At 71.0% G+C, this 23,197-nt stretch carries 21 protein-coding genes and 1 tRNA gene; 15 read left to right on the top strand and 7 right to left on the bottom strand.

Going from position 1 to position 23,197, the window contains the following annotated elements; genetic code table 11:
* Positions 1 to 2 precede the first annotated feature (2 nt).
* Genes DFI_RS05715 through DFI_RS05705 form a run of 3 tightly spaced genes read left to right on the top strand, consistent with a single transcriptional unit; the run spans position 3 to position 2,094 of the window.
* Positions 3 to 998, top strand: a complete 996-nt coding sequence (locus tag DFI_RS05715; protein ID WP_027462468.1) for a CPBP family intramembrane glutamic endopeptidase — start codon at positions 3 to 5, stop codon at positions 996 to 998.
* A 14-nt stretch (positions 999 to 1,012) separates the two neighbouring features.
* On the top strand, positions 1,013 to 1,423 hold the full coding sequence (locus DFI_RS05710) for a YkvA family protein (RefSeq protein ID WP_027462467.1): 411 nt from the start codon (positions 1,013 to 1,015) through the stop codon (positions 1,421 to 1,423).
* Between the two features lie 5 nt (positions 1,424 to 1,428).
* Positions 1,429 to 2,094 (top strand): hypothetical protein, encoded by a 666-nt coding sequence (locus tag DFI_RS05705; RefSeq protein WP_027462466.1) that lies wholly within the window; start codon positions 1,429 to 1,431, stop codon positions 2,092 to 2,094.
* A gap of 8 nt (positions 2,095 to 2,102) precedes the next feature.
* On the opposite strand, the gene recD2 is transcribed toward DFI_RS05705, so the two are convergent.
* Both recD2 and DFI_RS05695 read right to left on the bottom strand, forming a co-directional pair.
* A complete protein-coding gene (gene recD2, locus DFI_RS05700; protein WP_027462465.1) occupies positions 2,103 to 4,235 on the bottom strand; it encodes an SF1B family DNA helicase RecD2 in 2,133 nt (710 codons plus the stop codon).
* A 71-nt stretch (positions 4,236 to 4,306) separates the two neighbouring features.
* Positions 4,307 to 4,489 (bottom strand): hypothetical protein, encoded by a 183-nt coding sequence (locus DFI_RS05695; protein WP_022799644.1) that lies wholly within the window; start codon positions 4,487 to 4,489, stop codon positions 4,307 to 4,309.
* Positions 4,490 to 4,792: 303 nt separating this feature from the next.
* Between DFI_RS05695 and DFI_RS05690 the strand changes: the two genes are divergently transcribed.
* The 7 genes from DFI_RS05690 (at position 4,793) to DFI_RS20125 (ending at position 12,510) form a co-directional block, all read left to right on the top strand.
* A complete protein-coding gene (locus tag DFI_RS05690; protein WP_027462464.1) occupies positions 4,793 to 5,992 on the top strand; it encodes a metallophosphoesterase family protein in 1,200 nt (399 codons plus the stop codon).
* Complete coding sequence (locus tag DFI_RS05685; RefSeq protein ID WP_027462463.1) at positions 5,989 to 8,724, top strand: AAA family ATPase; 2,736 nt, start codon at positions 5,989 to 5,991, stop codon at positions 8,722 to 8,724. The genes DFI_RS05690 and DFI_RS05685 overlap by 4 nt, the downstream gene beginning before the upstream one ends.
* 1 nt (position 8,725) lies before the next feature.
* Entirely contained in the window at positions 8,726 to 9,424 is a 699-nt protein-coding gene (gene mnmC2, locus DFI_RS05680; protein WP_043777590.1) for a tRNA (5-methylaminomethyl-2-thiouridine)(34)-methyltransferase MnmC2, read from the top strand.
* Positions 9,421 to 10,392, top strand: a complete 972-nt coding sequence (locus DFI_RS05675; RefSeq protein ID WP_244940330.1) for an NAD(P)/FAD-dependent oxidoreductase — start codon at positions 9,421 to 9,423, stop codon at positions 10,390 to 10,392. The genes mnmC2 and DFI_RS05675 overlap by 4 nt, the downstream gene beginning before the upstream one ends.
* A gap of 61 nt (positions 10,393 to 10,453) precedes the next feature.
* Complete coding sequence (locus DFI_RS05670) at positions 10,454 to 11,455, top strand: isocitrate/isopropylmalate dehydrogenase family protein (RefSeq protein WP_022799649.1); 1,002 nt, start codon at positions 10,454 to 10,456, stop codon at positions 11,453 to 11,455.
* 96 nt (positions 11,456 to 11,551) lie between these two features.
* Positions 11,552 to 12,337 (top strand): inositol monophosphatase family protein, encoded by a 786-nt coding sequence (locus DFI_RS05665; RefSeq protein ID WP_027462460.1) that lies wholly within the window; start codon positions 11,552 to 11,554, stop codon positions 12,335 to 12,337.
* Positions 12,334 to 12,510 carry a hypothetical protein gene (locus DFI_RS20125; protein WP_022799651.1) on the top strand — a complete coding sequence of 59 codons (177 nt, stop codon included), beginning with the start codon at positions 12,334 to 12,336 and terminating at the stop codon, positions 12,508 to 12,510. Before DFI_RS05665 ends, DFI_RS20125 begins: the two co-directional genes overlap by 4 nt.
* Before the next feature lie 61 nt (positions 12,511 to 12,571).
* On the opposite strand, the gene DFI_RS05660 is transcribed toward DFI_RS20125, so the two are convergent.
* A complete protein-coding gene (locus tag DFI_RS05660) occupies positions 12,572 to 13,042 on the bottom strand; it encodes a transcription elongation factor GreA (RefSeq protein WP_022799652.1) in 471 nt (156 codons plus the stop codon).
* Between the two features lie 98 nt (positions 13,043 to 13,140).
* On the opposite strand from DFI_RS05660, the gene DFI_RS05655 reads away from it, so the two are divergent.
* Entirely contained in the window at positions 13,141 to 13,524 is a 384-nt protein-coding gene (locus DFI_RS05655) for a hypothetical protein (protein ID WP_022799653.1), read from the top strand.
* Between the two features lie 57 nt (positions 13,525 to 13,581).
* On the opposite strand, the gene DFI_RS05650 is transcribed toward DFI_RS05655, so the two are convergent.
* Positions 13,582 to 14,763: a hypothetical protein gene (locus DFI_RS05650; RefSeq protein ID WP_027462459.1), complete on the bottom strand. Its 1,182-nt coding sequence runs from the start codon at positions 14,761 to 14,763 to the stop codon at positions 13,582 to 13,584.
* Complete coding sequence (locus DFI_RS05645) at positions 14,756 to 15,553, bottom strand: enoyl-CoA hydratase/isomerase family protein (RefSeq protein ID WP_027462458.1); 798 nt, start codon at positions 15,551 to 15,553, stop codon at positions 14,756 to 14,758. The genes DFI_RS05650 and DFI_RS05645 overlap by 8 nt, the downstream gene beginning before the upstream one ends.
* A gap of 437 nt (positions 15,554 to 15,990) precedes the next feature.
* Here DFI_RS05645 and DFI_RS05640 point away from each other — a divergent pair, with 437 nt between their 5' ends.
* From DFI_RS05640 to recJ, 3 genes are all read left to right on the top strand, one after another.
* A complete protein-coding gene (locus DFI_RS05640; RefSeq protein ID WP_027462457.1) occupies positions 15,991 to 17,154 on the top strand; it encodes an S-layer homology domain-containing protein in 1,164 nt (387 codons plus the stop codon).
* A 117-nt stretch (positions 17,155 to 17,271) separates the two neighbouring features.
* Positions 17,272 to 17,631: a hypothetical protein gene (locus tag DFI_RS05635; protein WP_229829533.1), complete on the top strand. Its 360-nt coding sequence runs from the start codon at positions 17,272 to 17,274 to the stop codon at positions 17,629 to 17,631.
* Positions 17,632 to 17,722: 91 nt separating this feature from the next.
* A complete protein-coding gene (recJ, locus tag DFI_RS05630) occupies positions 17,723 to 19,771 on the top strand; it encodes a single-stranded-DNA-specific exonuclease RecJ (protein WP_081425803.1) in 2,049 nt (682 codons plus the stop codon).
* A gap of 58 nt (positions 19,772 to 19,829) precedes the next feature.
* On the opposite strand, the gene DFI_RS05625 is transcribed toward recJ, so the two are convergent.
* Both DFI_RS05625 and DFI_RS05620 read right to left on the bottom strand, forming a co-directional pair.
* The gene (locus DFI_RS05625; protein ID WP_027462455.1) at positions 19,830 to 20,810 is read right to left on the bottom strand and encodes an SIS domain-containing protein; all 981 of its coding nucleotides are present in this window, start codon (positions 20,808 to 20,810) and stop codon (positions 19,830 to 19,832) included.
* Positions 20,811 to 21,020: 210 nt separating this feature from the next.
* Positions 21,021 to 21,097 (bottom strand) — tRNA-Arg (locus DFI_RS05620).
* A 73-nt stretch (positions 21,098 to 21,170) separates the two neighbouring features.
* On the opposite strand from DFI_RS05620, the gene DFI_RS05615 reads away from it, so the two are divergent.
* Positions 21,171 to 23,084 carry a peptidylprolyl isomerase gene (locus tag DFI_RS05615; RefSeq protein WP_027462454.1) on the top strand — a complete coding sequence of 638 codons (1,914 nt, stop codon included), beginning with the start codon at positions 21,171 to 21,173 and terminating at the stop codon, positions 23,082 to 23,084.
* The last annotated feature ends 113 nt before the right edge of the window (positions 23,085 to 23,197 follow it).

Genomic DNA, 23,197 nt, shown 5'->3' with positions numbered 1-23,197 from the left:
GCATGACCGCGCCGGACCCCGCTTCTCCCCTGTGGCCCGAGGACCGGGCCTCTCCCGTTCCCGCCGTGCCGGCCCGCCCGCTGATCCGCGCCCTGGACGGCAACCGCGCCGCCCTGACGCTGCTGGTCGTGCAGAACGTCGTGGCGGCGGTGCTGGCGCGGCAGGGCGTGCCGCTCGGCGCGGCGCTGCTGGGGTCGGTGATCGTGAACATTCTGGTGGCGGTGCTGCTGTTCCGCCCGGCGGTGAACGCCCTGCTGCAGGATGTCCGCTGGCGCACCCGTCCGGACTGGGGCGTGGCGCTGGGCGCGTTCGTGCTGGCGTTCCTGGCCTCGCGGGCGTTCGTGCTGGCGTACGTGACGCTGTTCCCGGACGCGGCGGACAGCGTGCCGCAGTTCCTGAGCAGCGGCCCGGACCTGTGGCTGCTGCTGCTCTCGGCGGGCCTGCTGATTCCCCTGCTGGAGGAGATCGCCTTCCGCGGCCTGATGATGCGCGGGCACGAACACGCCCGCGGATTCGGGCTGGCGGCCGTGACGAGCACGGTGGCGTTCTCGGTGGCGCACGGCGTGCCGGCCGCCATTGCAGGCATCGTGCCGCTGGCGTACGTGCTGGCGCGGGTGGTGCAGCACACCGGCAGCCTCTGGAACGCCGTGATCCTGCACGCGCTGAACAACACGCTGGCGGTGGGCCTGGGCGCGTGGCTGAGCCGCAACGGCGACCTGGCCGGGTCGCTGGCCGATCCGTCGCAGGCCACGGAGCTGCTCCAGAACCCGGCGCTGCGCACGCCGCTGATGCTGGGCGCCCTGGGGTTCGGGAGCGTGGTCCTGCTGGTGCTGCACCTGTGGCTGCAACCCCGCGCCGACACGACCGTGGGCGCCCGCCCCGGCCCGTGGCTGAGCGGCGCATACGCCGTGATCGTGCTGTTCGGGGTGCTGGCGGTGCTGTACTCGTTCCCGGCGGTGCGGCTGGCCGTCACGGACCTGCAGGGCGCGCTGCCTTGAGCGGCCGGCCGGGGCTGCTGGACCGGCTCAGGCGTGCGGCCCGGCACCTCAAGGCCGAACTGCTCGCGCTGAGCCACGCGGCGCGCGACGCCCGCACGCCGTGGCCGGCGCGGGCGGTGGCGCTGCTGGTCCTGGCGTACGCCCTGAGCCCCATTGACCTGATTCCGGATTTCATTCCGGTGCTGGGCTACCTGGACGACCTTTTGCTGGTGCCGGCGGGCCTGTGGCTGGCGCTGCGGCTGGTTCCGCCGGCGGTGCTGGCCGACGCCCGAGCGGAAGCGGCGCGGCATCCGCGGAAGCTGGCGCGCAGCGGCTGGGGGCTGGCGCTGATGCTCGCCGTGTACGCCCTGCTGCTTCTGCTGCTGTGGCGCTGGCTGGGGCCGGGCGTGGCGGGGTGGTGGGCGGCGCGGGACAGCGTACAGTGACGCCGATGGCCCGCCGCTCTCCCCCACCCGCCCCCCGTCCTGCCGAGGCTCCCCTGCCCGCCGAGATCACCTGGCGGCCCGCCGCGTTCGCCCGCGCCCTGGCCCCGACCGAACCCGCGCTCACGCGGTACCTGGCGGCGCCGGGCGTGGCCGCGCTGCTGTCCGGGGTGGCGTACGCGCTGCTGGTGCGCCCGGCCGTGAATCTGGCGGCGCCGGGCTCGTTCACCTTCTCCACGCACCTCACGAACGTGATGGGCGGGGTGTTCCTGGGACTGTTCGCGTACCTGATCCAGTGGGGCCTGGGGTACGTCGCCACCCGCCGGGAGGGCCGCCCGGCCGAGGTGTACGCCGCGACGCACACGCTGACGATCCCGCTGTACCTGCTGGTGGCGGTCCTGGCCGTGCTGACCCCGGCACCCGTGGTCCCGTCCGGCATACCCGAGGCCGGCGTGGAACGGGCGGCGCTGCACGTGCTGGCCGGGGGCGCGGCCGCCACGCTGTACACGGCGGTGGCGGTGCTGGGCACGGTGGCGCAGGCGGCGCTGGCCTTCGTGGCGTTCCGCACGCTGACCGGCTCGGTGGGCCGGGCTCTGGCGGGGGCGCTGCTGCCCCTGTTGCCGGCGGCGGCGGTGCAGTTCATCAACGCGGCTCCGCTGTTCTTCAACCGTTAGGCCGCGGCCTAGCGGGCGCGGATGCGTTCCAGCAGGGCGGTGTGCCGCTCCTCGCGCTGGCGGGTGGCGGCCTTCTGCCACGCGCTGGGCGACCCGGCGGCGTAGAAGCGGTCCCTGGCGCGGGTCAGGGCGGTGTACGCGAGGTTGCGGGACAGCATGGGCATGTGCGCCTCGTGCAGCACGCCCAGCACGGTGCCCCACTCGCTGCCCTGGGAGCGGTGCACGGTCAGGGCGTAGCCGAGCTGCACGTTGAACAGTTCCGCGCCGGCAAGTTCCACGATATTCCCGTCGAAATCCACGGTGAGGCGGGCGCCCTCGGCCTTCAGGACGGTGCCCAGGGTGCCGTTGAACACCTCGTTGGTGTAGTCGTTCTTGGTCTGCACGACCACGTCGCCGGCGCGGGCCTCGCCGTCGGCGATGCGCACGCCGCCCTCACCGGGGTTGAACAGGCTCTGCAGCTGGTGGTTGAGCATCTCCACGCCCAGCGGGCCCTTGCGCATGGGCGTGAGGACCTGCACCTGGCTGGGCCCGCCGAGTTCCCGGACGGTCAGGGCGACCCGGCGGGCGCCGCCGTCCGGTTCGGTGTCGATCAGGTTCAGGCGGGGGTCACCCCAGGCGGGCGCCTCGCCGTGCAGCAGGCCGTGCGCCGCGCGGATGATGGGGTTCTCGGCCGCCTGCCGGTACACGCGGCTCAGGCGCACCGTGGGCGCCGCCTGCGTCAGGGCCAGCAGGGGCAGGCCGGCGTCCACGGGCGGCAGCTGGTCGGTGTCGCCCACCAGCAGCACCCGTGCGCCGGGCGGCACCGCCGCCAGGAAGGACAGCATCAGGCCGTCGCCGCACATGCTGACCTCGTCCACGATCAGCAGGTCGAACGGCGCGGGTTCCAGGTGGTTGTGCCGGAACCCGGCCGGGCCGTACCCGAGCAGGCGGTGAATGGTGCTGGCGGTACGGCCGGTCACCTCGCCCAGGCGGCGGGCGGCCTTGCCGGTGGGCGCGCACAGCCCGACCTCCAGGCCCAGGCGCTCGGCGAGGTCCGCGACGGCGCGGGTGGTGGTGCTCTTGCCGGTGCCGGGCCCGCCGGTCAGAACCACCAGCCGGTGCTCCTCGAGCATGGTCAGCACCTGCGCCTGTTCCTCGGACAGGCCCTTGGCGGCGCCGGCGGGCACGGTCCACTCGTCGCTGGGGGGCGTGGCGAGCATCGTGCGGATCAGGCCCGCGAGTTTCTTCTCGGCTTTCAGCACGTGCGGCAGGTAGATGCGGGTGCCGTCGTGCAGGGGGTCCTCGGTGTTCAGGAGGGGGGGCGTGTCGTCACTGAGGCGCCCGAGTTCCACGGCAGTGTCCACGGCCATGCGGGCCTGCCCGGCGGTGACGCGGGTGTAGTGCGCCACGCCCTTTTCCGCCCGGGCGCGCGGCAGGAAGCTGTGCCCGCCCTGCTGCGCGGCCTGCTGCAGGGCGTACACGGCGGCGGCCGTGAGGCGCCGGGGGTCGTCCTGCGCGCCGCCCTGCGCCTGCCACAGCTTGTCGGCGGTGACGAACCCGATGCCCTCCACTTCCGTCAGCGCGAACAGGTCTGCCTGGAGGCGTTCCAGGGCCGCTTCCCCGAAGTGCTTCACGGCCCGCTGGGCCTGACTGATGCTCAGGCCCAGGCCCTGCAGGCCGGCCAGCAGGCGGCGTTCCAGGCCCTGCTGGGACCAGCTGCTCGCCATCTTGTGCAGGGTGGTCTGGGTGACGCCCGGCACCTGCAGCAGGCGGTCCGGTTCGTTTTCCAGGATGTCGAAGGTGGCCGGTCCGAACATGCCCGCGATCCGGCCGGCGAGCACCTTGCCCACGCCGCCCACCCGGGCTTCCAGGTAGGCGGCCACGCCGGCCTCGGTCAGGTCGGCCGGCGTGGCTTCGAGGACCATGTTCAGCACGCGGTACTGGTAGCCGTACTCGCGGTGTTCTTCCATCAGGACGTCGGCGCTGAAGCTGTCCCCGGCTTCCAGGGGGGGCATCACGCCGATCACGGTGGCGTCCGGGTCCTCGCCTTCCGGGTTGCGGATGCGGGCGGTCATGACGGTGAAGCCGGATTCGGCGCGGAAGCGGACCTTGTTCACGCCGCCCGTCACGCGGAACGGCTCGCGGGGCAGCTCGAACGACATGGGGTAGAGCATAGCTCAAGCCCGGCGCTCTGACCGCAGCAGAAACCGCCCGCCGGGAAGGGCGGGTGGGGTCAGGCGAGGTGCAGCTTGTGCAGGGCGAGGTGGGCGGCCTGTTCGGCGCCGGAGACGGTCTTCCCGGCGGCGCGGCGGATCCATTTCGGGAAGTGGTGCTTCACCTTCTTCTGGGACAGGGCGACGTTCTGCGTTTCCCGCAGCCGCGCCTGAGTAATGAGATCGAGGTTGGTGCTGTACATGCCAGTAATCTATCAAAAAAGGCCGTCAGAACTATGACAAAAGGACCGGTAATTTATTCTGATGATGGTTTATTTATAGAGAGCGCGAGAATGGTATGCCAGTTTCAGGCGGCACTTGCCTGACTCTTGCCGACGGCTGACGGGTTTTGGTTTTCAAATGCCAGGCAGCCTCGGCCGATCCCGTGGAACAGGCATGCATAAGGCCGACGGCCTATGCACAGCACCGGATGACGCCCCCGAGCGCACGCCTGAACTGTCATCCAAGGACGGCGGGAATCACGTCCCCATGCTATTTTTCCGGCTATGCGCGTCCTTCACACCGCCGATTTTCACGCGGGCCGAACCCTGCGCGGGTTCGACCGCACCCCGGAAATCCACGCCGCCCTGACCGAGATCGCGGACCTCGCCCGCACGGAACGGGTGGACGCGGTGCTGGTGTCCGGCGACCTGTTCGACACCGCCAACCCCTCGGCGGACGCGGAACACGCCGTGTTCGACTTCTTCCTGAAACTCCGGGACGCCGGCGTGCCGGGCGTGGTCATCGCCGGCAACCACGACAGCGCCGCGCGGCTGGACAGCGTGACCGGGCTGCTCGGCTGGGTGGGCATTCAGGTGGTCGCGCAGCCCACCGGCAACCCCGTGCAGATGGTCCGGCACGTGGACACGAAAAGCGGCGAGACCCTCACGGTAGGCGCCCTGCCGTACCTGTCCGAACGGCGGCTGGTGAAGGCCGCCGATCTGCTGGGCGGCGACGTGGGCGCGTGGCGGCAGAAGTACCGCGAGGGCATGGGCTTTTTCCTGCGGCGCCTGGGCGAGGGCTTCCGGCCCGGGAGCGTGAACATGCTCATGGCGCACGCCACCATGGACGGCGCCGTGCCCAGCGGGTCGGAACGCACCCTGCAGTTCGACCTGACCAACCAGTACACCCTGTCCGGCCTGCAACTCCCGGCCGGCGCGCAGTACGTGGCGCTGGGCCACATTCACAAGCCGCAGCAGGTCGGGGAGGTGCCGCTCGCCTGCTACCCGGGCAGCATCATCCAGCTGGATTTCGGGGAAGGCGGCGAGAAGAAACAGGTGAACCTGATCGAGGTGGAGGCCGGCCGACCCGCGCGCGTGCACGCCGTGCCTCTGTCCAGCGGGCGGGAACTGAGGACGGTGCGCGTGGACCTGGACCAGGTGGAGGCCCGCCTGAGCGGCATGCGGGACTACGCCGGGCTGCTCAAGGTGGTGGTGCGCGCCCCGGCCGGCACGGCCCTGCCCGGCCTGAAAGACCGCGTGCTGAAACTCATGCCGAATACCCTGGCCGTGGACCTGGACGCCCTGCAGGAGGACCTGGTCGCGCCGGAACTGAAACGCGAGGGCCTGAGCCTCACCGAACTGTACGAGCGTTACTACCACGAGCGCCGCGGGGAACTGCCGGACGACGTGCGCGCCGCCTTCCGCGAGGCGCACGACCGGGCCGGCCGGGAAGAGGAAGCCGAACTGGCCGGGGTGCCGGCGTGAGGCCCCTGAAGCTGGAGGTGCAGGGCTTCACGGCGTTCCGGCAGTTCACGGAACTGGAGTTCGGGGACCTGGAACTCTTCGCGCTGGTCGGGCCGACCGGCAGCGGCAAGAGCAGCCTGCTGGACGCCATGACCTTCGCGCTGTACGGCGAGACGGAGCGGCTGGGCAGCACGAAGCTGGACGCCCTGATCAGCCAGGGCGAACGCGGCATGAATGTCGCCCTGACCTTCGAGGTGGGCGGCGTGACGTACCGCGCGGCGCGCACGAAGGGCCGCAAGCAGGCGGAGAACGAGGTGCGGTTCGAGCGCCTGGACCCGGACGGGCGGTGGACGAACCTCTCGGAAGGCGGGATGCGTGGCGTGAACGACCGCATCCGGGACGTGCTGGGCCTGGACTTCCGGAACTTCACGCGCTGCGTGATGCTGCCGCAGGGCGAGTTCTCACGGCTGCTGCACGGCAGCGGCAAGGACCGGCAGGCGCTGCTGGGCGAACTGACCGGCCTGGACCGCGTGCAGGACATGCAGCGCTACGCCTCGGACCGCGCCAAGGACCTCAAGCACCAGTCGGCGTCGCTGAACACGCTGCTGGACGGCGAGTACGCGGGCGTGACCGCCCAGGCCGTGGCCGCCCTGCGGGCCGAGCGCGAGGCGACGGACGCGAGGGCCGAGGCGCTCACCGACACCCGCGAGGCCCTGCAGAACCGCCAGCAGCGCCTGCGGGATCAGGAGAAGGTGTACCGCGCCCGCGAGGACACCGCCCTGCGCGTCAGGACCCTGGACCTGCGTGCCGCCGGCGTGCAGGAGGGCGCGGACCGGGCCGCCCGGGCCCGCCGGGTGGCGGGCGTGCTGCCGCTGCTGGACACCGCCGAGCGCACCCGCATCGCGCAGGAGCGCGAGGCGCGCGAACGGGCGCGGGCCGAGGCGGCCGCGCAGCAGGCGGAACGGGCCGCGGCGGCGGCACTGGACGCCGCGCAGGCGGCGGCCACACAGGAGGCCCGCATTCCGGACCTCGAAGCCCGCGCCGAGGCCCTCAAGGAGGCCGAGGCCGACGCGGCCCGCCTGAAACGCGCCGGGGGCACGCCCCAGACCACGCACCCCAGTCCCCTGCCCTGGGACGAGGACGCGCACTTCACGGCGCGGGAGGCGGCGCAGAAGGCCGAGAAGCTGCGGCAGGAGCGCGTGCAGCTGGAAACCGAGAAGACCGCCCTGGGCGCCATGCAGACCCGCTTGAAGGCCGAGGAGGACCTGCAGGCCCGCGAGGCCGCCGACCGGGACCGCGTGGAACGCGAGGGCAAGCAGGCGAAAACCGACCTGGACGCCGCGCAGAAGGACCTGGACACCGCCCGCCTGGAGGCGGGGCTGGCGTCGCACCGCGCGCACCTGCACGTCGGGGACGACTGCCCCCTGTGCGGGCAGACCGTGCAGCGGCTTCCGAACGCGCCGGTGGTGAACCTGGGCGCGCTGGAGGACCGCGTGCAGGTGCTGCAGGCCACCCTGGACGACCGCCGCACCCGCTTCAGCACGCTGCGCGCCGACCTGAAGACCCGAGCGAAGTGGATCGAGGACAAGCGCGTCGAGGTCGCCGACTGGGAGGCGGCCCTCAAGGCCCGGGAGCAGGACGTGCGGGCCGCCGAGGCGCTGATCACGGGCGACCCGGCCACCGAGGCACAGCGGCTGCTGGCCGGGCTGGCGGCCCGCGTGCGTGAGGCGGGCAGCGATCCGGCCGGCGCGCGGCGGCAGGCCCTGGCGGATATTCAGGGCATCCGGCGGCGCGTGCAGGAGGCGCAGGCGGCCCTGGCCCGCGCGCAGGGGGACGTGGCGGCGGCAGCAGCCACGCTGAAGTCGGCGGCGGCGGCAGCATCCAGCCGCGACGCGGAGGCGCAGGACGCGCAGAGCCAGTTGCAGGCGGCGCTGGACGCCCTGGGCATGACCGCCGCGCAGGCGCGCGGTGCGGGCCTGGACGAGGCCGACATCGTGGCGCTGGAGGAGGCGGCCCGCACGCACACCGCCCAGGTCGCGCAGCTGCGCGAGGCGCTGGCGGAACTGGACCGGCAGCTGGGCGCCGCACCGTACGATCCGGCTGAACTGGCCCAGGTCATCCGCGACCTGACCGCCACGGACGCCGCCCTGAAGGAGGTCCGGGAGCAGGCCGGGCGCCTCGCGCAGTCGGAACTGGACCTGCGGGCGCGGCTCGACCGCAAGGGCACCATCGAGGCGCAGGCGCAGGCGGCCTCGCGACAGCTGGACACCTGGCAGACCCTGACGAACACCCTGAAGGCCAACGAGTTCCAGCAGTTCCTGCTGGCGGAGGTGGAGGCGCAGCTGCTCACCCGCGCCGGCATCCTCCTGCACGACATCAGTGACGGCCGGTACCGGCTGGCGCTGGAAAAGGGCGACTACGTGGTGCAGGACCTCTGGAACGCCGGGGAGGTCCGCGGCGTGAAGACCCTCTCCGGCGGGGAGACGTTCCTGGCGTCCCTGTCGCTGGCGATCGCGCTGAGTGACTACCTGGCGGGGAACAAGATTCTGGGCGCGCTGTTCCTGGACGAGGGCTTCGGGACGCTGGACCCGCAGGCGCTGGAGGCGGTGGCGGGCGCGCTGGAGAACCTGCGCACGCAGGGGCGGATGGTGGGCATCGTCACGCACGTGGAGAGCCTGTCCGAGCGCCTGCCCAGCCGCCTGCTGGTGACCAAGAGCGTGGCGGGCAGCAGCGTGCACCGCCTGGACGCCTGACGTGGCCCCGGAAGCGCCGGGACCGTCCGGCCCGGAGGTGATCGTCACGCCGGACGGGTCCCGCACGGCCCTGAGCGCCCGTTTCGGTGAGGCGTACGGGTCCCGCCACGGCGCGGCCGCGCAGGCCCGGCACGTCTTCGTGGAGGGCAGCGGCACGCACCTGCACCCGGCGCCGCGCGTGCTGGAGATCGGGTTCGGGCTGGGCGTGAACCACCGCGCCACCCTGGCCGACACGGCCGCGCGCGGCGCCCCGCTGGAGTACCGGGCCTTCGAGTTCGACCCGGTGCCGGCGGCCCTGCTGCGCGAGGTGGCCGCAGGCGGCGAGGCGGCCGACCATCCGGCCTGGGCGGCGCTCCTGGCCGCCTGGCCGGAGGCCGGGGGTGCGGCGCCGGAGCTGGACCTGGTGGCCGGGCACGTGCGCACCCGGGTGGCCTTCGCGGACGTGCTGGTCTCGGAGCTGCCGCGGGACTGGGCCACGGCCCTGTACCTGGACGGCTTCTCCCCCACCCGCAATCCGGAGGTGTGGACGCCGGAGTTCGTGGCGCGGCTCGCCGGGGCACTGGCGCCGGGCGGGGTGCTCGCCACGTACAGCGCGGCCGGGCACGTGCGCCGCGCCCTGGGCGACGCCGGGCTGGTCGTGGAACGCCGCCCCGGGCCGCCCGGGAAGCGCGAGTGCCTGCGGGCGGTGAGGCCCGCGTGACCCGGGCGGTGGTGGTGGGCGCGGGGATCGCGGGCGCGTCCGTGGCGTACTTCCTGGGCCGCCTGGGCTGGGCGGTGACGGTGGTGGACGCCGGGGAGCACGCGGCGAGTCACGTGCCGTCCGCGCTGGTGAACCCGGTGCGCGGGCAGTCGGGTGGGGTGGACGCGCGGGCGGTGGCGGGCATGGCGGCCACCTGGGCTCTGGTGGCGGAGGTGGAGGCGGCGGGGCTGAGCGTGCCGCACGGCCGGACCGGCATCCTGCGGCCCCTCCCGGACGACCGGGCGCGGGCGCGGTTCGAGCGCAAACTCCCGGCGGACCTGCCGCACCGCTGGCTGGACCGCGCGGAGTGGCCAGCGGAGCTGGAAGGCGACTGGGCGCACGCGCTGCTGCTCCCGGACGGCGGGTGGGTGGCCGGACCGGCGCTGTGCGCGGCCCTGGTCGTGCTGGCGGGGACGGAGGTGGTGCGCAGCCGCGCCGAGACGATCACGGACACGGCCGTGACCCTGTCTGACGGGCAAAGGTTGACCGCGGACGTGGTGGTGACTTGTGGCGGGTCGGTGGGGTCCACCTGGGCGGGGGAAACCGGCACGCACCGCATGGGGTCCATGCTGCGGCTGGACCGGGCGGTGACGGCGCGGCCCCTGAGTTTCGGGGCGTACCTCGCGCCGGACGGGGCGGGCGGCACGCTGGGCGGCACCTTCGAGACGCCGTCGCCGGTGTGGGAACCGCCACGCCTGCCGCTGGCGTCCCTGCGCTGGCTGCTGGGCAAGGGTGAGGCGCTGGCGGACCTGCGTGGTGTAGGTGTGCGTGGCGTATGGACGGGGTCGCGTCTGTCCGGATTGCGGTGCGGGCGGCGGCCGGATGGCGTGTGGGAGCTGACGGGCCTGAGCAGCAAGGGGTTTCTGCTGGGGCCGCTCCTGGCCCGGGAGTTGTCCCACGAAATCGGACGACCGTCACGCGGCCAGTGACGTCCCCGGTCCGGTACCCGCCCGCCGCAGGCACGTCCCGGCCACCTAGACTGAGGCTGATATGGCGAAATACCGCATCTGCTTGATCGAAGGCGACGGCATCGGCCACGAGGTCATCCCCGCCACCCGCCGCGTGCTGGACGCCGCCGGCTTCGACGCCGAATACGTCCACGCCGAGGCCGGCTACGAGTACTTCCTCGACCACGGCACCGCCGTGCCGCAGGCCACCTACGACGCCGTGGAGAACACCGACGCCACCCTGTTCGGCGCCGCGACCAGCCCCAGCGGCGAGAAGCCCGCCGGGTTCTTCGGCGCGATCCGCCACCTGCGCCAGAAGTACAACCTGTACGCCAACGTCCGCCCCACCAAGACCCGCCCGGTGCCCGGCGCGTACGAGGGCGTGGACCTCGTGATCGTCCGCGAGAACACGCAGGGGCTGTACGTCGAGCAGGAACGCCGCTACGGCGACACCGCCATCGCCGACACGGTCATCACCAAGGAAGCCAGCGAGCGCATCGGGCGCTTCGCCGCCGACCTCGCCATGAAACGCGGCAAGCGCCTGACCGTCGTGCACAAGAGCAACGTCCTGCCGGTCACGCAGGGCCTGTTCATGAACACCATCCTGGACCACGCCAAGACCGTCGAGGGCCTTCAGACCAGCACCATGATCGTGGACAACGCCGCCATGCAGCTCGTGCGTAACCCCCAGCAGTTCGACGTGCTGGTCATGACCAACATGTTCGGCGACATCCTCTCCGACCTCGCCGCCGGGCTGGTCGGCGGGCTGGGCATCGCCGCGTCCGGCAACGTCGGCGACCACTTCGGGATCTTCGAGAGCGTGCACGGCAGCGCGCCCGACATCGCCGGGCAGGGCGTGGCCAACCCCACCGCGACCATCCTGGCCGCCGTGCTGATGCTGGACGACCTGGGCGACCACGAGACCGCCCGGCGCCTGGACAACGCCGTGAACAAGGTTCTGGTGGAAGGCCCCCGCACCCGTGACCTGGGCGGCACCGCCAGCACGCAGGAATTCACGGAGGCCATGATCCGGGCCCTGGCCTGAAGCAGCGGTCCGGACGCCGGGGGCTGCGCGCTCCCGGCGTCCTGCATGTGGTGACGCCGAAGGCGGTCCCCCCCAGCCGCCCCTTACACTGCCGGCATGTCATATGCCGAGTTGCTGGACGTGGCCGTGCGCGCGGCCCGTGTGGCGGGAGAGATTCATCTGGCGCACCTGGGCCGCGCCAGCGTGCTGCGGTCCAAGAGCAGTTACGCCGACCTGGTCACCGAGGTGGACGGCGAGGCCGAGCGCGTGATCCGCGAGGTGATTGCCGAGCGCCACCCCGACCACGCCGTGCTGGGCGAGGAGGAGGGCCTCGGGGCGGGCAGCTCCGGCGGGCGGTACCGCTGGATCGTGGACCCGCTGGACGGCACGGTGAACTACGCGCACGGTTACCCGGTGTTCTGCGTGTCGGTGGGCCTGGAGGAGGACGGGCAGCGGGTGGTGGGCGCGGTGCTGGACCCCACCCGGAACGAGTTGTTCACCGCCACGCGCGGCGGCGGCGCCTATATGAACGGCGGGCCCATCCGCGTGAGCACCACGCCCACCCTGACCACCCCGGCACTGGTCGCGACCGGCTTCCCGTACGACACCAGCGGCGAGCGGAATCTGGCGCTGGTGGCGCGGCTGCTGCGGCTGGGCGTGCCGGTCCGGCGTCCGGGGGCGGCGGCCCTGGACCTGTGCAACGTCGCCTCCGGCCGCATGGACGCCTTCTGGGAACTGGGCCTGAAACCCTGGGACTGCGCCGCGGGCAGCCTGATCGTGGAGGAGGCCGGCGGCCGCGTGACGGACGCGCACGGCCGGCCGGATCCGTACGCGGAGATGATCGTCGCCACGAACGGCCCCCTGCACGCCGAACTGCTCTCGCACCTGGGGCCGGAGGCGTGATCATCGGGCTGCTGGGGCTGCTGCTCGTGTGCCTGAACCTGGGCGGCATCGCGACCATCGTGCTGCAGGTGGGCCGGGCGGAAACCATGAACGCCCTGGGGTCGCTGGCGATCGTGGCGGTGCTGGACGTGGTGGGGTTCTGGCTGATCCGGCAGCTCCGGAACGTGGACTAGCGCCGGAGCCAAAGGAAAGGGGCGGCGGGATGCACTCCCGCCGCCCCCGTTTGCCCTGGGTTCAGTCGTAGTCCACGGAGAGGATCTCGAAGGTCGCGGTGCCCTTGGGCAGCTGCACCTTCACGCTGTCTCCGGCGTGCTTGCCGTTCAGCGCCTGCCCGATGGGACTGGCGTCGCTGATCTTGCCTTTCAGGATGTCCACCTCGTAGGTGCCCACGAGTTCGAAGTGGTGTTCCTTGCCCTTCTCGTCCTTCACGCGGATGCGGGCGCCCAGGCCGGCGGCGCCGCTGTCGTCGTTCTCGACGATCTCGGCGTTTTCCAGCTGCAGTTCGATGTCGGCGATGCGGGCCTCGTTCTCGCTCTGCTGCATGCGGGCCTCGTCGTACGCGGCGCTTTCGCGGAGGTCCCCGTCGGCGATGGCCTGGCCCATGTAATCCGAAATCTGTTCACGCCGCTCGGTTTTCAGGTGGTGCAGCGTTTCCTTGAGTTTATCGTACCCGCGCTGGGTCATGGTGAAGCGTGGCTTGGTCATAGACGGTCAAGTATAGGCGGGCGGGGGGTGACCGGGGGCTCAGGTTTGGTGAAGGGCGCCCGCAACGCCGCGTCATATCGCGCCCGTACGCTGCGGTCATGACACGAGACGACGCGACCGGCCCGCAGCACGCCCGCACCACCCCGACCGGCACCGACCAGTCCATCGGGGACCGCACGGACGAGCCGCAGGGCGAACCGATGGACGAGGGCACCACGGGGGAACTCCTGAACGACAAGATGGTCGGCTACGACGTGCTGCGTGGTCAGGCGGAAGCCGGGCGCACCAACCCGAACGACCAGCCCGGATTCGATGACGGCATCGAGGGCGGCTTCGACTTCGAGGACCGGCAGGGCGACCCGAACAGTGTGACCGGCAGCGACCTGGAAGGCGAGGTGGAGGCCGGCGCCGGCGGCACCCGCAGTGGCGGTGTGGACGGCGGCCCGGAGCGGACCACGCCCCTGCCCGGCCAGCAGGACTGATTCAACGCAAATAGCACGGCCCCGACGTCATGCCGGGGCCGCTTGTCATGGCTGCGCTCAGGTACGGCCGCTGGGAATGCCCAGGTTCTCCGCAATGGCCCGCTGAGTCTTCTTCTGCGAGTCCTCGACCTCCACCTCGACCCGTTCGCCGGTTTCCAGGTCCATCACGAAGTGGTCTCCTTCCAGGCGCACGCGGGACAGGATCTGCTCCTCCCCTTCCGGTCGGATGCTGGCGCGCAGTTCCACGAAGGGCCGCAGGGGGCTGCGGATGACCTTGGGGGCCAGGATCTCCTCCACCTGAAAGATCCCGCCGGAGTTGTTCATGGTCACGTTGATCAGCACCGGGGTGCGTACGCCGCGCTCGATCACGACCTCGTCCACGGCCAGGGCGCTGATGCTGTGGATGTCCACGCTGCCCAGCGCGAAGGCCTTGCGGCCGCGGCCCTTGGTGATGTCGCTGCCGTCGGCCACAGCCGTGATGCCGCCCTCGATGGTCAGGGGCGCGGGGTTCAGGTCGTGGCAGTTGATGCAGCTCAGGATGAACGAGCGGACCTTGGTGCGCTTGAACGCGTCCGGATACAGGGGCGTCATGATCCGGTCGATGATCGGCAGGGCCAGAAGCATGCCGTGCGCCTCGTGCGACGCGCGGTGAATCTGGTTGCCGATGTCGTGCAGCATGGTGCCCAGCAGCACCGTCAGGTACACGTCGTCGGCGTCCCCGATGCCGGACTCGATCAGGTCCGGTTTCACGCCGCCTTCCAGCAGAAGCTGCGTGATCGCCATGCTGGCCGCGCCCGTGATGAAGGCGTGCACGCGGCCGTGGTCGTTGTACCCCAGCTTGCGCATGGTCACGTAGTTCGCCATGTCCCAGTGGGCCAGGGCCTCCGGGTCGGTGTGCAGCGCCTCGAAGGCGGCCAGAGCTTTCGGGAAGGTCTTCAGGTCCGCGCGGATGGCAGCCTGCGCCTCGGCGATCAGTTTGGCGCGCGGGGTGGTGTACTCCACGACGCGTTGCGGCTTTTTCGTGTCGGCCGGGGCTTGCTGCAGGTTCTGCAGGTCGCGGATCACGCCGGATTCCACGCTCAGGCGGAACTTGTGCCCCTGCTGGGACAGCGTCTCCGGCGTGTCGCGGTCTCCGTTGCCGTTGCGGCCGTTGCCGGGCGACATCCCCTGGCCCGCCGGGTTCTCTCCGGCGGAGGGCTCCGTCCCGGTCTGAGGGGCCGTGCTGCGCGGGTCACTCACCCTTGAACTCCGCGCGGCGCTTGTCCAGGAAGGCGCGGGTGCCTTCCCGGAAGTCCTGGGTGGACATCGCCATGCCGAAGAGGTCCGCCTCGATCTCCAGGCCGCCTTCCAGGGTGGTGTCCAGGCCGCGGCGGACCGCTTCCTTCACCAGGCTCATGGCGATGGGCCCGTTTTTCAGCATGGTCTCGGCGATCTCGCGGGCTTTGGTCAGGGCGTTGTCGGCCACGTAGTTCACCAGACCCATGGCCAGGGCTTCTTCCGCCTTGACCTGCCGGGCGGTGAGCATCAGGTCCAGGGCGCGCCCCGCGCCGATCAGCCGGGCAAGGCGCTGCGTGCCGCCGTAGCCGGGCAGCAGGCCCAGCGTCACTTCCGGCAGGCCCAGGCGGGCGGTGCCGGAGGCCACGCGGATGTCGCAGGCCAGCGCGAGTTCCAGCCCGCCGCCCAGCGCGTAGCCGTTGATGGCGGCGATGGTGGGGATGGGCAGGCTGGTGAGCTGGTGCATGACGTCCTGCCCGGCCAGCGAGGCTTCCCGGCCGGCGTAGACGCCTTCCATGGCGGCCAGTTCGCTGATGTCGGCGCCGGCCACGAAGGCCTTCTCGCCTCCCCCGGTGACGATCAGGGTGCCGACCTCCGGGTCTTCCATCAGAAGGTCGAGCGCCTCGGCGATCTCGACGAAGGTGTCGGCGCTCAGGGCGTTGAGGGCCTTGGGGCGGTCCACCGTCAGGACGGCGAGACCGCCGTGCCGGTCCACCTGGATGTTGCGGAACTCGAATTCATCGAAGGAGGTCATGCGCCTATCCTGCCACGTCTTCCCGGGCTGGCGGGGGTGGTCTGGCGGCTAGTCCCAGGTGGATTGCGGCGGGCGTCAGATTGTGAGAAATCCGGCCTCTGCGGGAAGACATGAAGACTTTCCTGCGGACCCACACGCTTCTTTTCATGAGAAACTTCTCATGAGTGTCGAAATCGAAGGTTTCGTTACGATTCTCACACTCAAGCGCTCAGATGCTTCCTTGACCTAGAAATCGACTCTCACTCAGAATCCGCTTTTTCTCATTAAATCAACACAATAGATACTTTTGGGCATTCCGTCAGCCTGAGGTGCCCCCGCGTAAAGGGGCACCCCCGGCGCAGTTCACTGACCGCTCACAGGGCGTGCCTACGGTGAATCACAGGAATTCGGGTCTGGAACACATTGGGCCCGATGACATTTCAAGGAGACCTGGAACTATGCGCAAAACGACGATGATCGCTGCCACGCTCGCCCTGACCCTCGGCGCCGCCGGAGCCCAGACCACCGCCACGACCACCACCACCACGCAGGTCACCCTGACCGACGTTCCGGCTGGCCACTGGGCCAAGGACGCCGTGGACGCCATCGTCCGCTGCGGCCTGATCCAGGGCTTCCCCGACGGCACCTTCCGCGGCAACGAGAACCTCACCCGCTACCAGGCCGCACTGATCTTCCACCGCCTCCTGACCAGCGGCGCCATCGCCTCCTGCGGCTTCAGCCAGACCGACACGACCGCCATCGTCAAGGGCATGCAGGAAGTCAGCGCCGAACTGGCCGCCATTAGCGCCCGCGTCACCGACCTTGAGAAGGCCAGCGCCGATCAGGCCGCCCGCATCGCCGCCCTCGAGGAGCGCATCAACGCCCTGAACGCCGGGGCCGGCAGCGCCGACCTCACCGCCCTCAACGCCCGCATCGACGCGCTCGAACTGGCCGTCCGCAACATCCCCGCCGGTCCCCAGGGTCCTGCCGGTCCTGCGGGCCCCGCCGGTCCTGCGGGCCCTGCCGGTCCTGCGGGCCCCGCCGGCGCCACGACCACCCCGGAACCCGTCGTGACCACCCCCGTCGTGACCACTCCCGTCGTCATCGGCGAGGAGCCCGTCGTGGACATCGCTGTGCGCAACCTGTACGCCGGTGTGGGCCTCGGCATGCAGAGCTCCGCGACCAACTGCTACATCCCCCGTGCGGGCGGCACCGCCGTGCCCTTCTGCTTCAGCGTGGGCGGCGTGCTCGGCAGCAAGAGCCTGATCGGGCCGGTCGGCGCTCGCGTCTCCTTCGACTACATCCCGGCCTTCAACGCCTTCCGCGGTGACGTGAACGCGATGTACCACCTGGATGCCGGTGGCATGATCAACCCCTACATCGGCGCCGGTCTGGGCCTGAGCAGCGGGCAGAGCCGCACCAACGCCAACGCTTCCGCCACCGACACCTACGCCAACCTGATTCTCGGCACGGACATCATGTTCACCGACAGCCTGGGCGCCTTCGTGGAAGCCAACGGCCGCTACTACCTGAGCAACAACAGCGCGGCGACCGGCCTTGCCGCCGGCGCGAACAACGGCATCGGCTTCGGCGTCAAAGCCGGCGTGAAGTTCTTCTTCTAAATCGCGACCTGATTCCAAGAGGGGCGGCCGAAAGGCCGTCCCTCCTCATTGCACGTGGGATACCACGAGCACACGATCTCCCGGTCAGGCACAGGTAAACTGATTCCAATGCGTTTCATGTCGTTCGTTCAGGTCGTGCTGCTGCTGCTGCTTGCAGCCTACGGGGTGCTGTTTGCCCTGGAGAACCCTGGCCTGACCTCCTTCCCCCTGCCATTCGGGCGGGCGGGCTTCACGCTGCCTGCCGGGCTGGCCGGCCTGATCTGGTTCCTGGCTGGCATGGGGTACGCCGCGCTGCTGTTCCTGCCGGTCGTGACGCGTCAGGCGAGGTTACGGCGTAGGGCCGCCCGGGCGCGGGACGCGGCTGAGGCGCGGCTGACATCAACCCTTCAGGCGCGGCTGTCGAGCGCGCCCGTGTCCCCCCCTGTGGCCGTGCCGGGCCCGGTGGCCGAACAGGTGCCAGCAAGCGGAGGGAACTGACGTGACGGCCCGCAAGCTTCCCCAGCCCGTCACGCCGGTAACCGAATGGCGGCTGGCCCCGCCCTGCACGGAGGCGGAACTGGTGGCGGCCATGCGCACCTGGGGCGTGTCAGCGCCGCTGGCGCAGGTGCTGGTGGGGCGCGGCGTCACGCAGGACCTGCTGACCCCGGAGCTGAGCCTCACCCCGAACCCGGCGCTGCGTGAGGCGGCCGGGCGGATCGTGAAAGCCATCCGGGACAAGCGCCGCCTGCGGATTCACGGGGATTACGACGCAGACGGCGTGTCCGCGACGGCGGTGCTGGTGCTGGGCCTGCGGGAACTGGGCGCGGACGTGCACGGCTTCATTCCGCACCGCCTGACGGACGGGTACGGCCTGCACCCGGACCGGCTGGCGGAGCATGCCGCGGCCTGCGACGTGCTGGTCACGGTGGACTGCGGTGTCACGAACCTGGAGGAGGTGCGGGGGCTGCTGGACCTGGGGGTGGAGGTGATCGTCACGGACCACCACTCTCCGGGGCCGGACTTCCCGCGCACGCTGGTGGTGCACCCGCACCTGACGGAGAACTTCGATGGGGCTCGGCACAACCTGACGGGCGCGGGCGTCGCCTACCACCTGCTGTGGGCGGTGCACGAGGAACTGGGGCTGCCGGAGCCGTCCGCCCTGGCGCCGCTGGCGACGCTGGGGACGATTGCGGACGTGGCGCCGCTGGTCGGGGAGAACCGGGCGCTGGTGCAGCGCGGCCTGGAGCTGATGGCGGGTACGGAACTGCCGGGGCTGCGGGCCCTGATGGAGGCGGGCCGGGTGAAGCGCCCGAGCGCCCGGGACGTGGCGTTCGTGCTGGCGCCGCGCATCAACGCGGCCGGGCGGCTGGGTGAGGCGGACGTCGCCCTGAGCCTCCTGACCACGAACAGTGCGCACGAGGCTGCGCGACTGGCGGAGTACCTGGAGATCCGCAACCAGGAGCGCCGCAAGTTGCAGGACACGATGTTCGAGCAGGCGCTGAACATCGTGCGGCCGGAGGATCCGGCGCTGGTGGTCACGCACGAGGACTGGCACGCGGGTGTGATGGGGATCGTGGCGAGCAAGCTGGTGGACACCTTTCACAAGCCGGTGTTCATCGTGGCGCAGGGCAAGGGGTCGGTGCGCAGCACGCCCGGGATCAGTGCGGTGGAAGGCCTGCGGTTCAGCGCGGACCTGCTCAAGCGGTTCGGAGGGCACCCGGGCGCGGCGGGCTTCTCGATGGACGCCGCGCAGTTCGAGGCATTCCAGGGCCGCATTCACGAGTTCGTGAAGCAGTTTCCCGCGCCCCGGCGGACGGTGACGCTGGACGCCGCGCTGCCCGGAAAGGCAGCGAGCAGTGACCTGCTGGACGAGGTGCTGGCCTTCGAGCCGTTCGGGGAGGGGCACGCGCCGCCGCTGTGGCACCTGCGCGACCACCTGAGCGAGGTGCGGCTGGTCGGGAAGCGTGGGGACACGCTGCAGTTCCGGCTGGGGGCGCTGCGTGGCCTGAAATTCGGGGAGCCGCAGGCCGCCCCCGGCGAGCATGACCTCGCGGCGCAGCTGACGAGTTCCGAGTGGCGGGGGCAGTCCCGGCTGGAACTGCACGGGCAGGCCCTGCGCCGCCCGGAGAGGCTGTCCATGGCGGGGCCGGACGTGCCGGGCGGGCACCTGGCCCGGCTGGACCCGCGGGCCGCGCTGGCCCGCCTGCATGCGGGGGCCGCGGCGTACGCGACGGGCGCGGTGGCGGCCTACCTGCGGGACAACGTGCCGGGCCTGACGCTGATCCAGCCGGGCGAAGAGCACCCGGAGGGCACCCTGATCCTGTACGCCCTGCCGGACGAGACGGACCTGGTCCGCTGGCTGTCGGGCGGGGAGGTGCTGTTCGCGCTGGGCCCGAAGACCCTGTCGGACCTGGAGGGGCAGTTCAGCGCCTTTGCGGGCGTGCCCGCGCCGGCCAGCACGGACGCCGACGACCTGCGACGGGTTCGGGCAGCCAGGGCGTACCGGCAGTGGCAGTGGGCGCACCACTACCGCACGCTGGACGACGAGGGCTGGGCGCGCAGCGTTCACGCGATGCTGGGGATGCCGGTGCCCTCAGTGGCAGGGGTGCGGGAGGCTGCTCTGGTGGGCGCCAACTGATCAGAAGGAAGCAGGGGCGCCACGCTTAGCGAGTGGCGCCCCTGCTTCCATTCCGCGGTTACTCGTCGTCCTCGTCATCGTCCAGGTCGCCGGCGACCTCGTCGAAATCGTCATCGTCGTCCTGCGGGCGGGCGGGGCGGGTGGGGGCCTCCAGACCCAGGCGGTCGTCGTCCTCGCCGCTGAGGACGTTCTGGGCGCGGCGCAGCACGTCGGTGTCCTCGGCAGGCATGTCGTAGCGCTCGGCGAGGTACGCGGCGACCCAGGCGCCGAAGTACCACAGGGCCAGCTGCCCGGCGTACCCGGATTCCGCGCCGGCGGGGTACGGGACGTGGATGACCTCGTCGATCCGGGAGTCGAGGATCTCGCGGGTGAGGTGCAGGGCGGGGTCCGGGTCGCCGAGGATCAGGGCGACCTTCGCGTCGCCTTTCTCGTGCTGCGCCTCGAAGGCGCCGGTGGCGAGCGCCAGGGGGTCGCCGAGCATGGGGACGCTCAGGGTCTTGGCGGTGCGGGCGAGCAGGTGCTGCCACGCGCCGGGCAGCGCCTCGGCTTCGGGCGCGGCGAGCAGCAGGGGCAGGCGGCCCCACAGGGACCACGCGAGGTCCCGGGCGGGGTTGCCGGTCTCGATGCCGGGGTGGCAGGTCTGCGCGAGTTGCGTGAGGAGGGCGTCGGCCTGAGCGGCCTGGTCGGCGTGGCCGCTGGCGTGTGCGACGTACTGCGCGGCGTGGTAGGCGCTGAGGGGGCCGCTGGGGATCAGGACGTCGATCTCTTCAGGGGTGCCGGCGGTGCCGACGCGGCGCACGCCGGCTCCGGCGACCTCGGCGAGATCGGCGTAGTCGGTGGCGGCGCTGCGGGCGTCGGGGCTGCTGATGACGAACTGCGTGCCGCTGTGCGTGAGGGTCGTCCCGACGAGGATCCGGGCGAGGCTGGCGCCGAGGGTGCCCTCGCCCACGCCGATCAGGGCGTGCGGGGCGGGTTCGGGGCGGGTGGGGCCGGCGTAGCTGCCGGGCAGGGCCTGCAGGAGGGAAAGAAGCGCGGTCATGCGGTCAGGCTACTCCAGGGGGCGGGGCGAACATGAGAAAGCGGCGGGGGCCCGGCGCGAAAAATCGCGCTCCACACGGGCAACTTCGCTTCATGGAAGCTTGATCTTGCGTGCTAGAATCCGCCCCGTGTCTTGCTGGACCGCTCTGCCCGCGCCGACCGTGCAACAACGGAACACCACCCCGAAGGGTGGCGTTTCCGGTGTGATCGCTGGTGCACTCGACTGGACTCGAACCAGTGGCCTTTGGCTCCGGAGGCCAACGCTCTATCCACCTGAGCTACGAGTGCGTTTGACCCTGCGGCGCGCTTTGAGACGCGGGCAAAGCTCCGGTACCCTAGCACTTCACCTCAAGGAGATCAAGTGAACAAGAAGACCCTCGTGAACGGCATGCTGCTCGTTCTGGCCCTGCTCCTCGTGGTCGGCATGGCCTACCAGTTCACGCCCGCCATCGGCAACCTGATGGGGTCCGGCGGCTCGTCCAGTAAGGGCGGCACCCCGGCCCTGAAAGTGAACGGCTCGACCATCACGGTCGAGGAACTCGACGCGATGAAGCGCGGCAACCCCATCCTGAGCAGCACCGACGGCGGCGTGCTCGAAGACGACTTCAAGATCTACATGGTGGACCAGCAGGTGCAGCAGAAGCTGCTCGTGGCGGCCGCCTCCGACGTGAAGGTCTCCCGCGACGACGTGAACGCCGAGATCACCAAGATCCGTGAAGCGAACGACCTGACCGACAACCAGAAGTACCAGGACGCCCTGCAGCAGGCCGGCATCTCCGACGCCGAACTGCGTGAACAGGTCAAGCAGCAGCTGGCCGTGCAGCGCAAGGTCGAGGCCCTGAAGGCCGCGGTGCCCGCCGCGACCGAGGCCGAAGCGAAGTTCTACTACGACCAGAACAAGGAGCTGTTTCAGAACGACGCCCGCATCGTGGGCCGCTGGATCGTCGTGAAGGACGCCAAGAAGGCCGCCGAGCTGCTGAAGCAGGCCAGGGGCGGCGCGGACTTCGCGCAGCTGGCCAGTGCCAACAGCGAGCAGAACAAGGACCGCGGCGGGGCGCTGGGCCCCATCGAGAACGGCAAGCCCAAGCCCGTGACCGCCGTGACCCTGCCCACCGAGGTCGCCAACGCCGCCTTTGCGCTGGAACAGGGCGGCCTGACGGACGTCGTCACGACCGGTGGGAAGTCCTACATCGTGAAGGTCGAGGAGTACCTCGCGCCCACCACCAAACCCTTCGCCGAGGCCAAGGCCGACGCGGTCAAGGCCGTGGACGAGCAGAAGAAGAACCAGGCCACCGAGGAATGGTTCGACAAACTGCGTGACGGCGCCAAGGTCGAGGTCGTGGACCCCGCCTGGAAGACCGAGAACCCGGTCGTGGCGACGGTGGCCGGCAAGGAGATCCTGTACTCCGAGATCATCGGCCAGGTCGTGAACAACCAGCAGGTCGCCGGCCTGCTGCAGCAGGTCCCGGCCGAGCAGGCCTCCGGCCTGGTGAACGGCATGCTCAAGCCCGGTCTGGTGACCCAGACCATCAACGCCTACGCCACCCCCGTGCTCGTCAAGCGCCTGAATCTGGCGATCACCGGCACGCGTCAGGAGCAGGTCGCGGCCCTGTCCGCGTACGGCGCCCGCAACGTGCAGGTCACCGACGCCGACATCGAGGCGTACTACCAGCAGAACAAGGCGCAGTTCGAGACGGCCGCCAGCGCCACCATCGCCGAGGCGAGCTTCAAGACGCAGGCGGCCGCCGAGGCCTTCCGCAGCAGCTGGAACGGCCAGGGTGACTTCGTGCAGGCGGCCAGCAAGGCGGGCGGCACGGTCAGCGAACGCGGTGAGGTGACCGGCGGCGGCGAGACGCTGAGCGCCGAACTGAACGCTGCGGCCTTCGACCAGCCGGGCCGGAACGTCGGCGCGGGCACCCTGTCGCCCGTCACGAAGTCCGGCGAGCGTTTCAGCGTGCTGTACGTCACGGACCTGAAGCCCAAGACGACCGAGCCGCTCAGCGCGGTGCGCAGCGAGATCCGCGCGCAGGTGCTGGCGAGCAAGCAGGCCGAGGCCGGGCAGAAGTTCATCGACACCCAGGTCGCCACGCTCAAGCCCGTGAACAACCTGCAGAAGATCCTGGACGCCCAGGCCAAGCGCGTGGCGGCCGCCGCGCCCAAGAAGCCCGCCGCGACCGAGGAGAAGGACGGCGCCGCCGGCACCGCCACCCCCGAGGGCAGCACGGACGCCCCCGCGGCGGAAGGCGGCGAGGCCGCGCCCCCCGCCCAGGAGTAATTCCGGAACAGTGCAGATTCAGGAGGCCCGCCGCGTGCGGGCCTTCTCCTTTGCCTGACCAGACTGTGCAGGACGACCCGCCCGTTCAGCGGGGCGGGGTATGCTGGCGGGGT

The organism is Deinococcus ficus (genome assembly GCF_003444775.1).
GTDB lineage: Bacteria > Deinococcota > Deinococci > Deinococcales > Deinococcaceae > Deinococcus > Deinococcus ficus.
This window is presented reverse-complemented; position numbering and strand designations above follow the sequence as displayed.

What these genes read in the sequence shown, in the direction of transcription:
- DFI_RS05715 (WP_027462468.1), top strand. Translation starts at nt 3, where the DNA reads ATGACCGCGCCGGACCCCGCTTCTCCCCTGTGGCCCGAGGACCGGGCC.
- DFI_RS05705 (WP_027462466.1), top strand. Translation starts at nt 1,429, where the DNA reads ATGGCCCGCCGCTCTCCCCCACCCGCCCCCCGTCCTGCCGAGGCTCCC.
- recD2 (WP_027462465.1), bottom strand. Translation starts at nt 4,235, where the DNA reads ATGTCGTTCGAGCTGCCCCGCGAGCCGTTCCGCGTGACGGGCGGCGTG.
- DFI_RS05695 (WP_022799644.1), bottom strand. Translation starts at nt 4,489, where the DNA reads ATGTACAGCACCAACCTCGATCTCATTACTCAGGCGCGGCTGCGGGAA.
- DFI_RS05690 (WP_027462464.1), top strand. Translation starts at nt 4,793, where the DNA reads ATGCGCGTCCTTCACACCGCCGATTTTCACGCGGGCCGAACCCTGCGC.
- DFI_RS05670 (WP_022799649.1), top strand. Translation starts at nt 10,454, where the DNA reads ATGGCGAAATACCGCATCTGCTTGATCGAAGGCGACGGCATCGGCCAC.
- DFI_RS05665 (WP_027462460.1), top strand. Translation starts at nt 11,552, where the DNA reads ATGTCATATGCCGAGTTGCTGGACGTGGCCGTGCGCGCGGCCCGTGTG.
- DFI_RS05660 (WP_022799652.1), bottom strand. Translation starts at nt 13,042, where the DNA reads ATGACCAAGCCACGCTTCACCATGACCCAGCGCGGGTACGATAAACTC.
- DFI_RS05655 (WP_022799653.1), top strand. Translation starts at nt 13,141, where the DNA reads ATGACACGAGACGACGCGACCGGCCCGCAGCACGCCCGCACCACCCCG.
- DFI_RS05645 (WP_027462458.1), bottom strand. Translation starts at nt 15,553, where the DNA reads ATGACCTCCTTCGATGAATTCGAGTTCCGCAACATCCAGGTGGACCGG.
- DFI_RS05640 (WP_027462457.1), top strand. Translation starts at nt 15,991, where the DNA reads ATGCGCAAAACGACGATGATCGCTGCCACGCTCGCCCTGACCCTCGGC.
- DFI_RS05635 (WP_229829533.1), top strand. Translation starts at nt 17,272, where the DNA reads ATGTCGTTCGTTCAGGTCGTGCTGCTGCTGCTGCTTGCAGCCTACGGG.
- recJ (WP_081425803.1), top strand. Translation starts at nt 17,723, where the DNA reads ATGCGCACCTGGGGCGTGTCAGCGCCGCTGGCGCAGGTGCTGGTGGGG.
- DFI_RS05625 (WP_027462455.1), bottom strand. Translation starts at nt 20,810, where the DNA reads ATGACCGCGCTTCTTTCCCTCCTGCAGGCCCTGCCCGGCAGCTACGCC.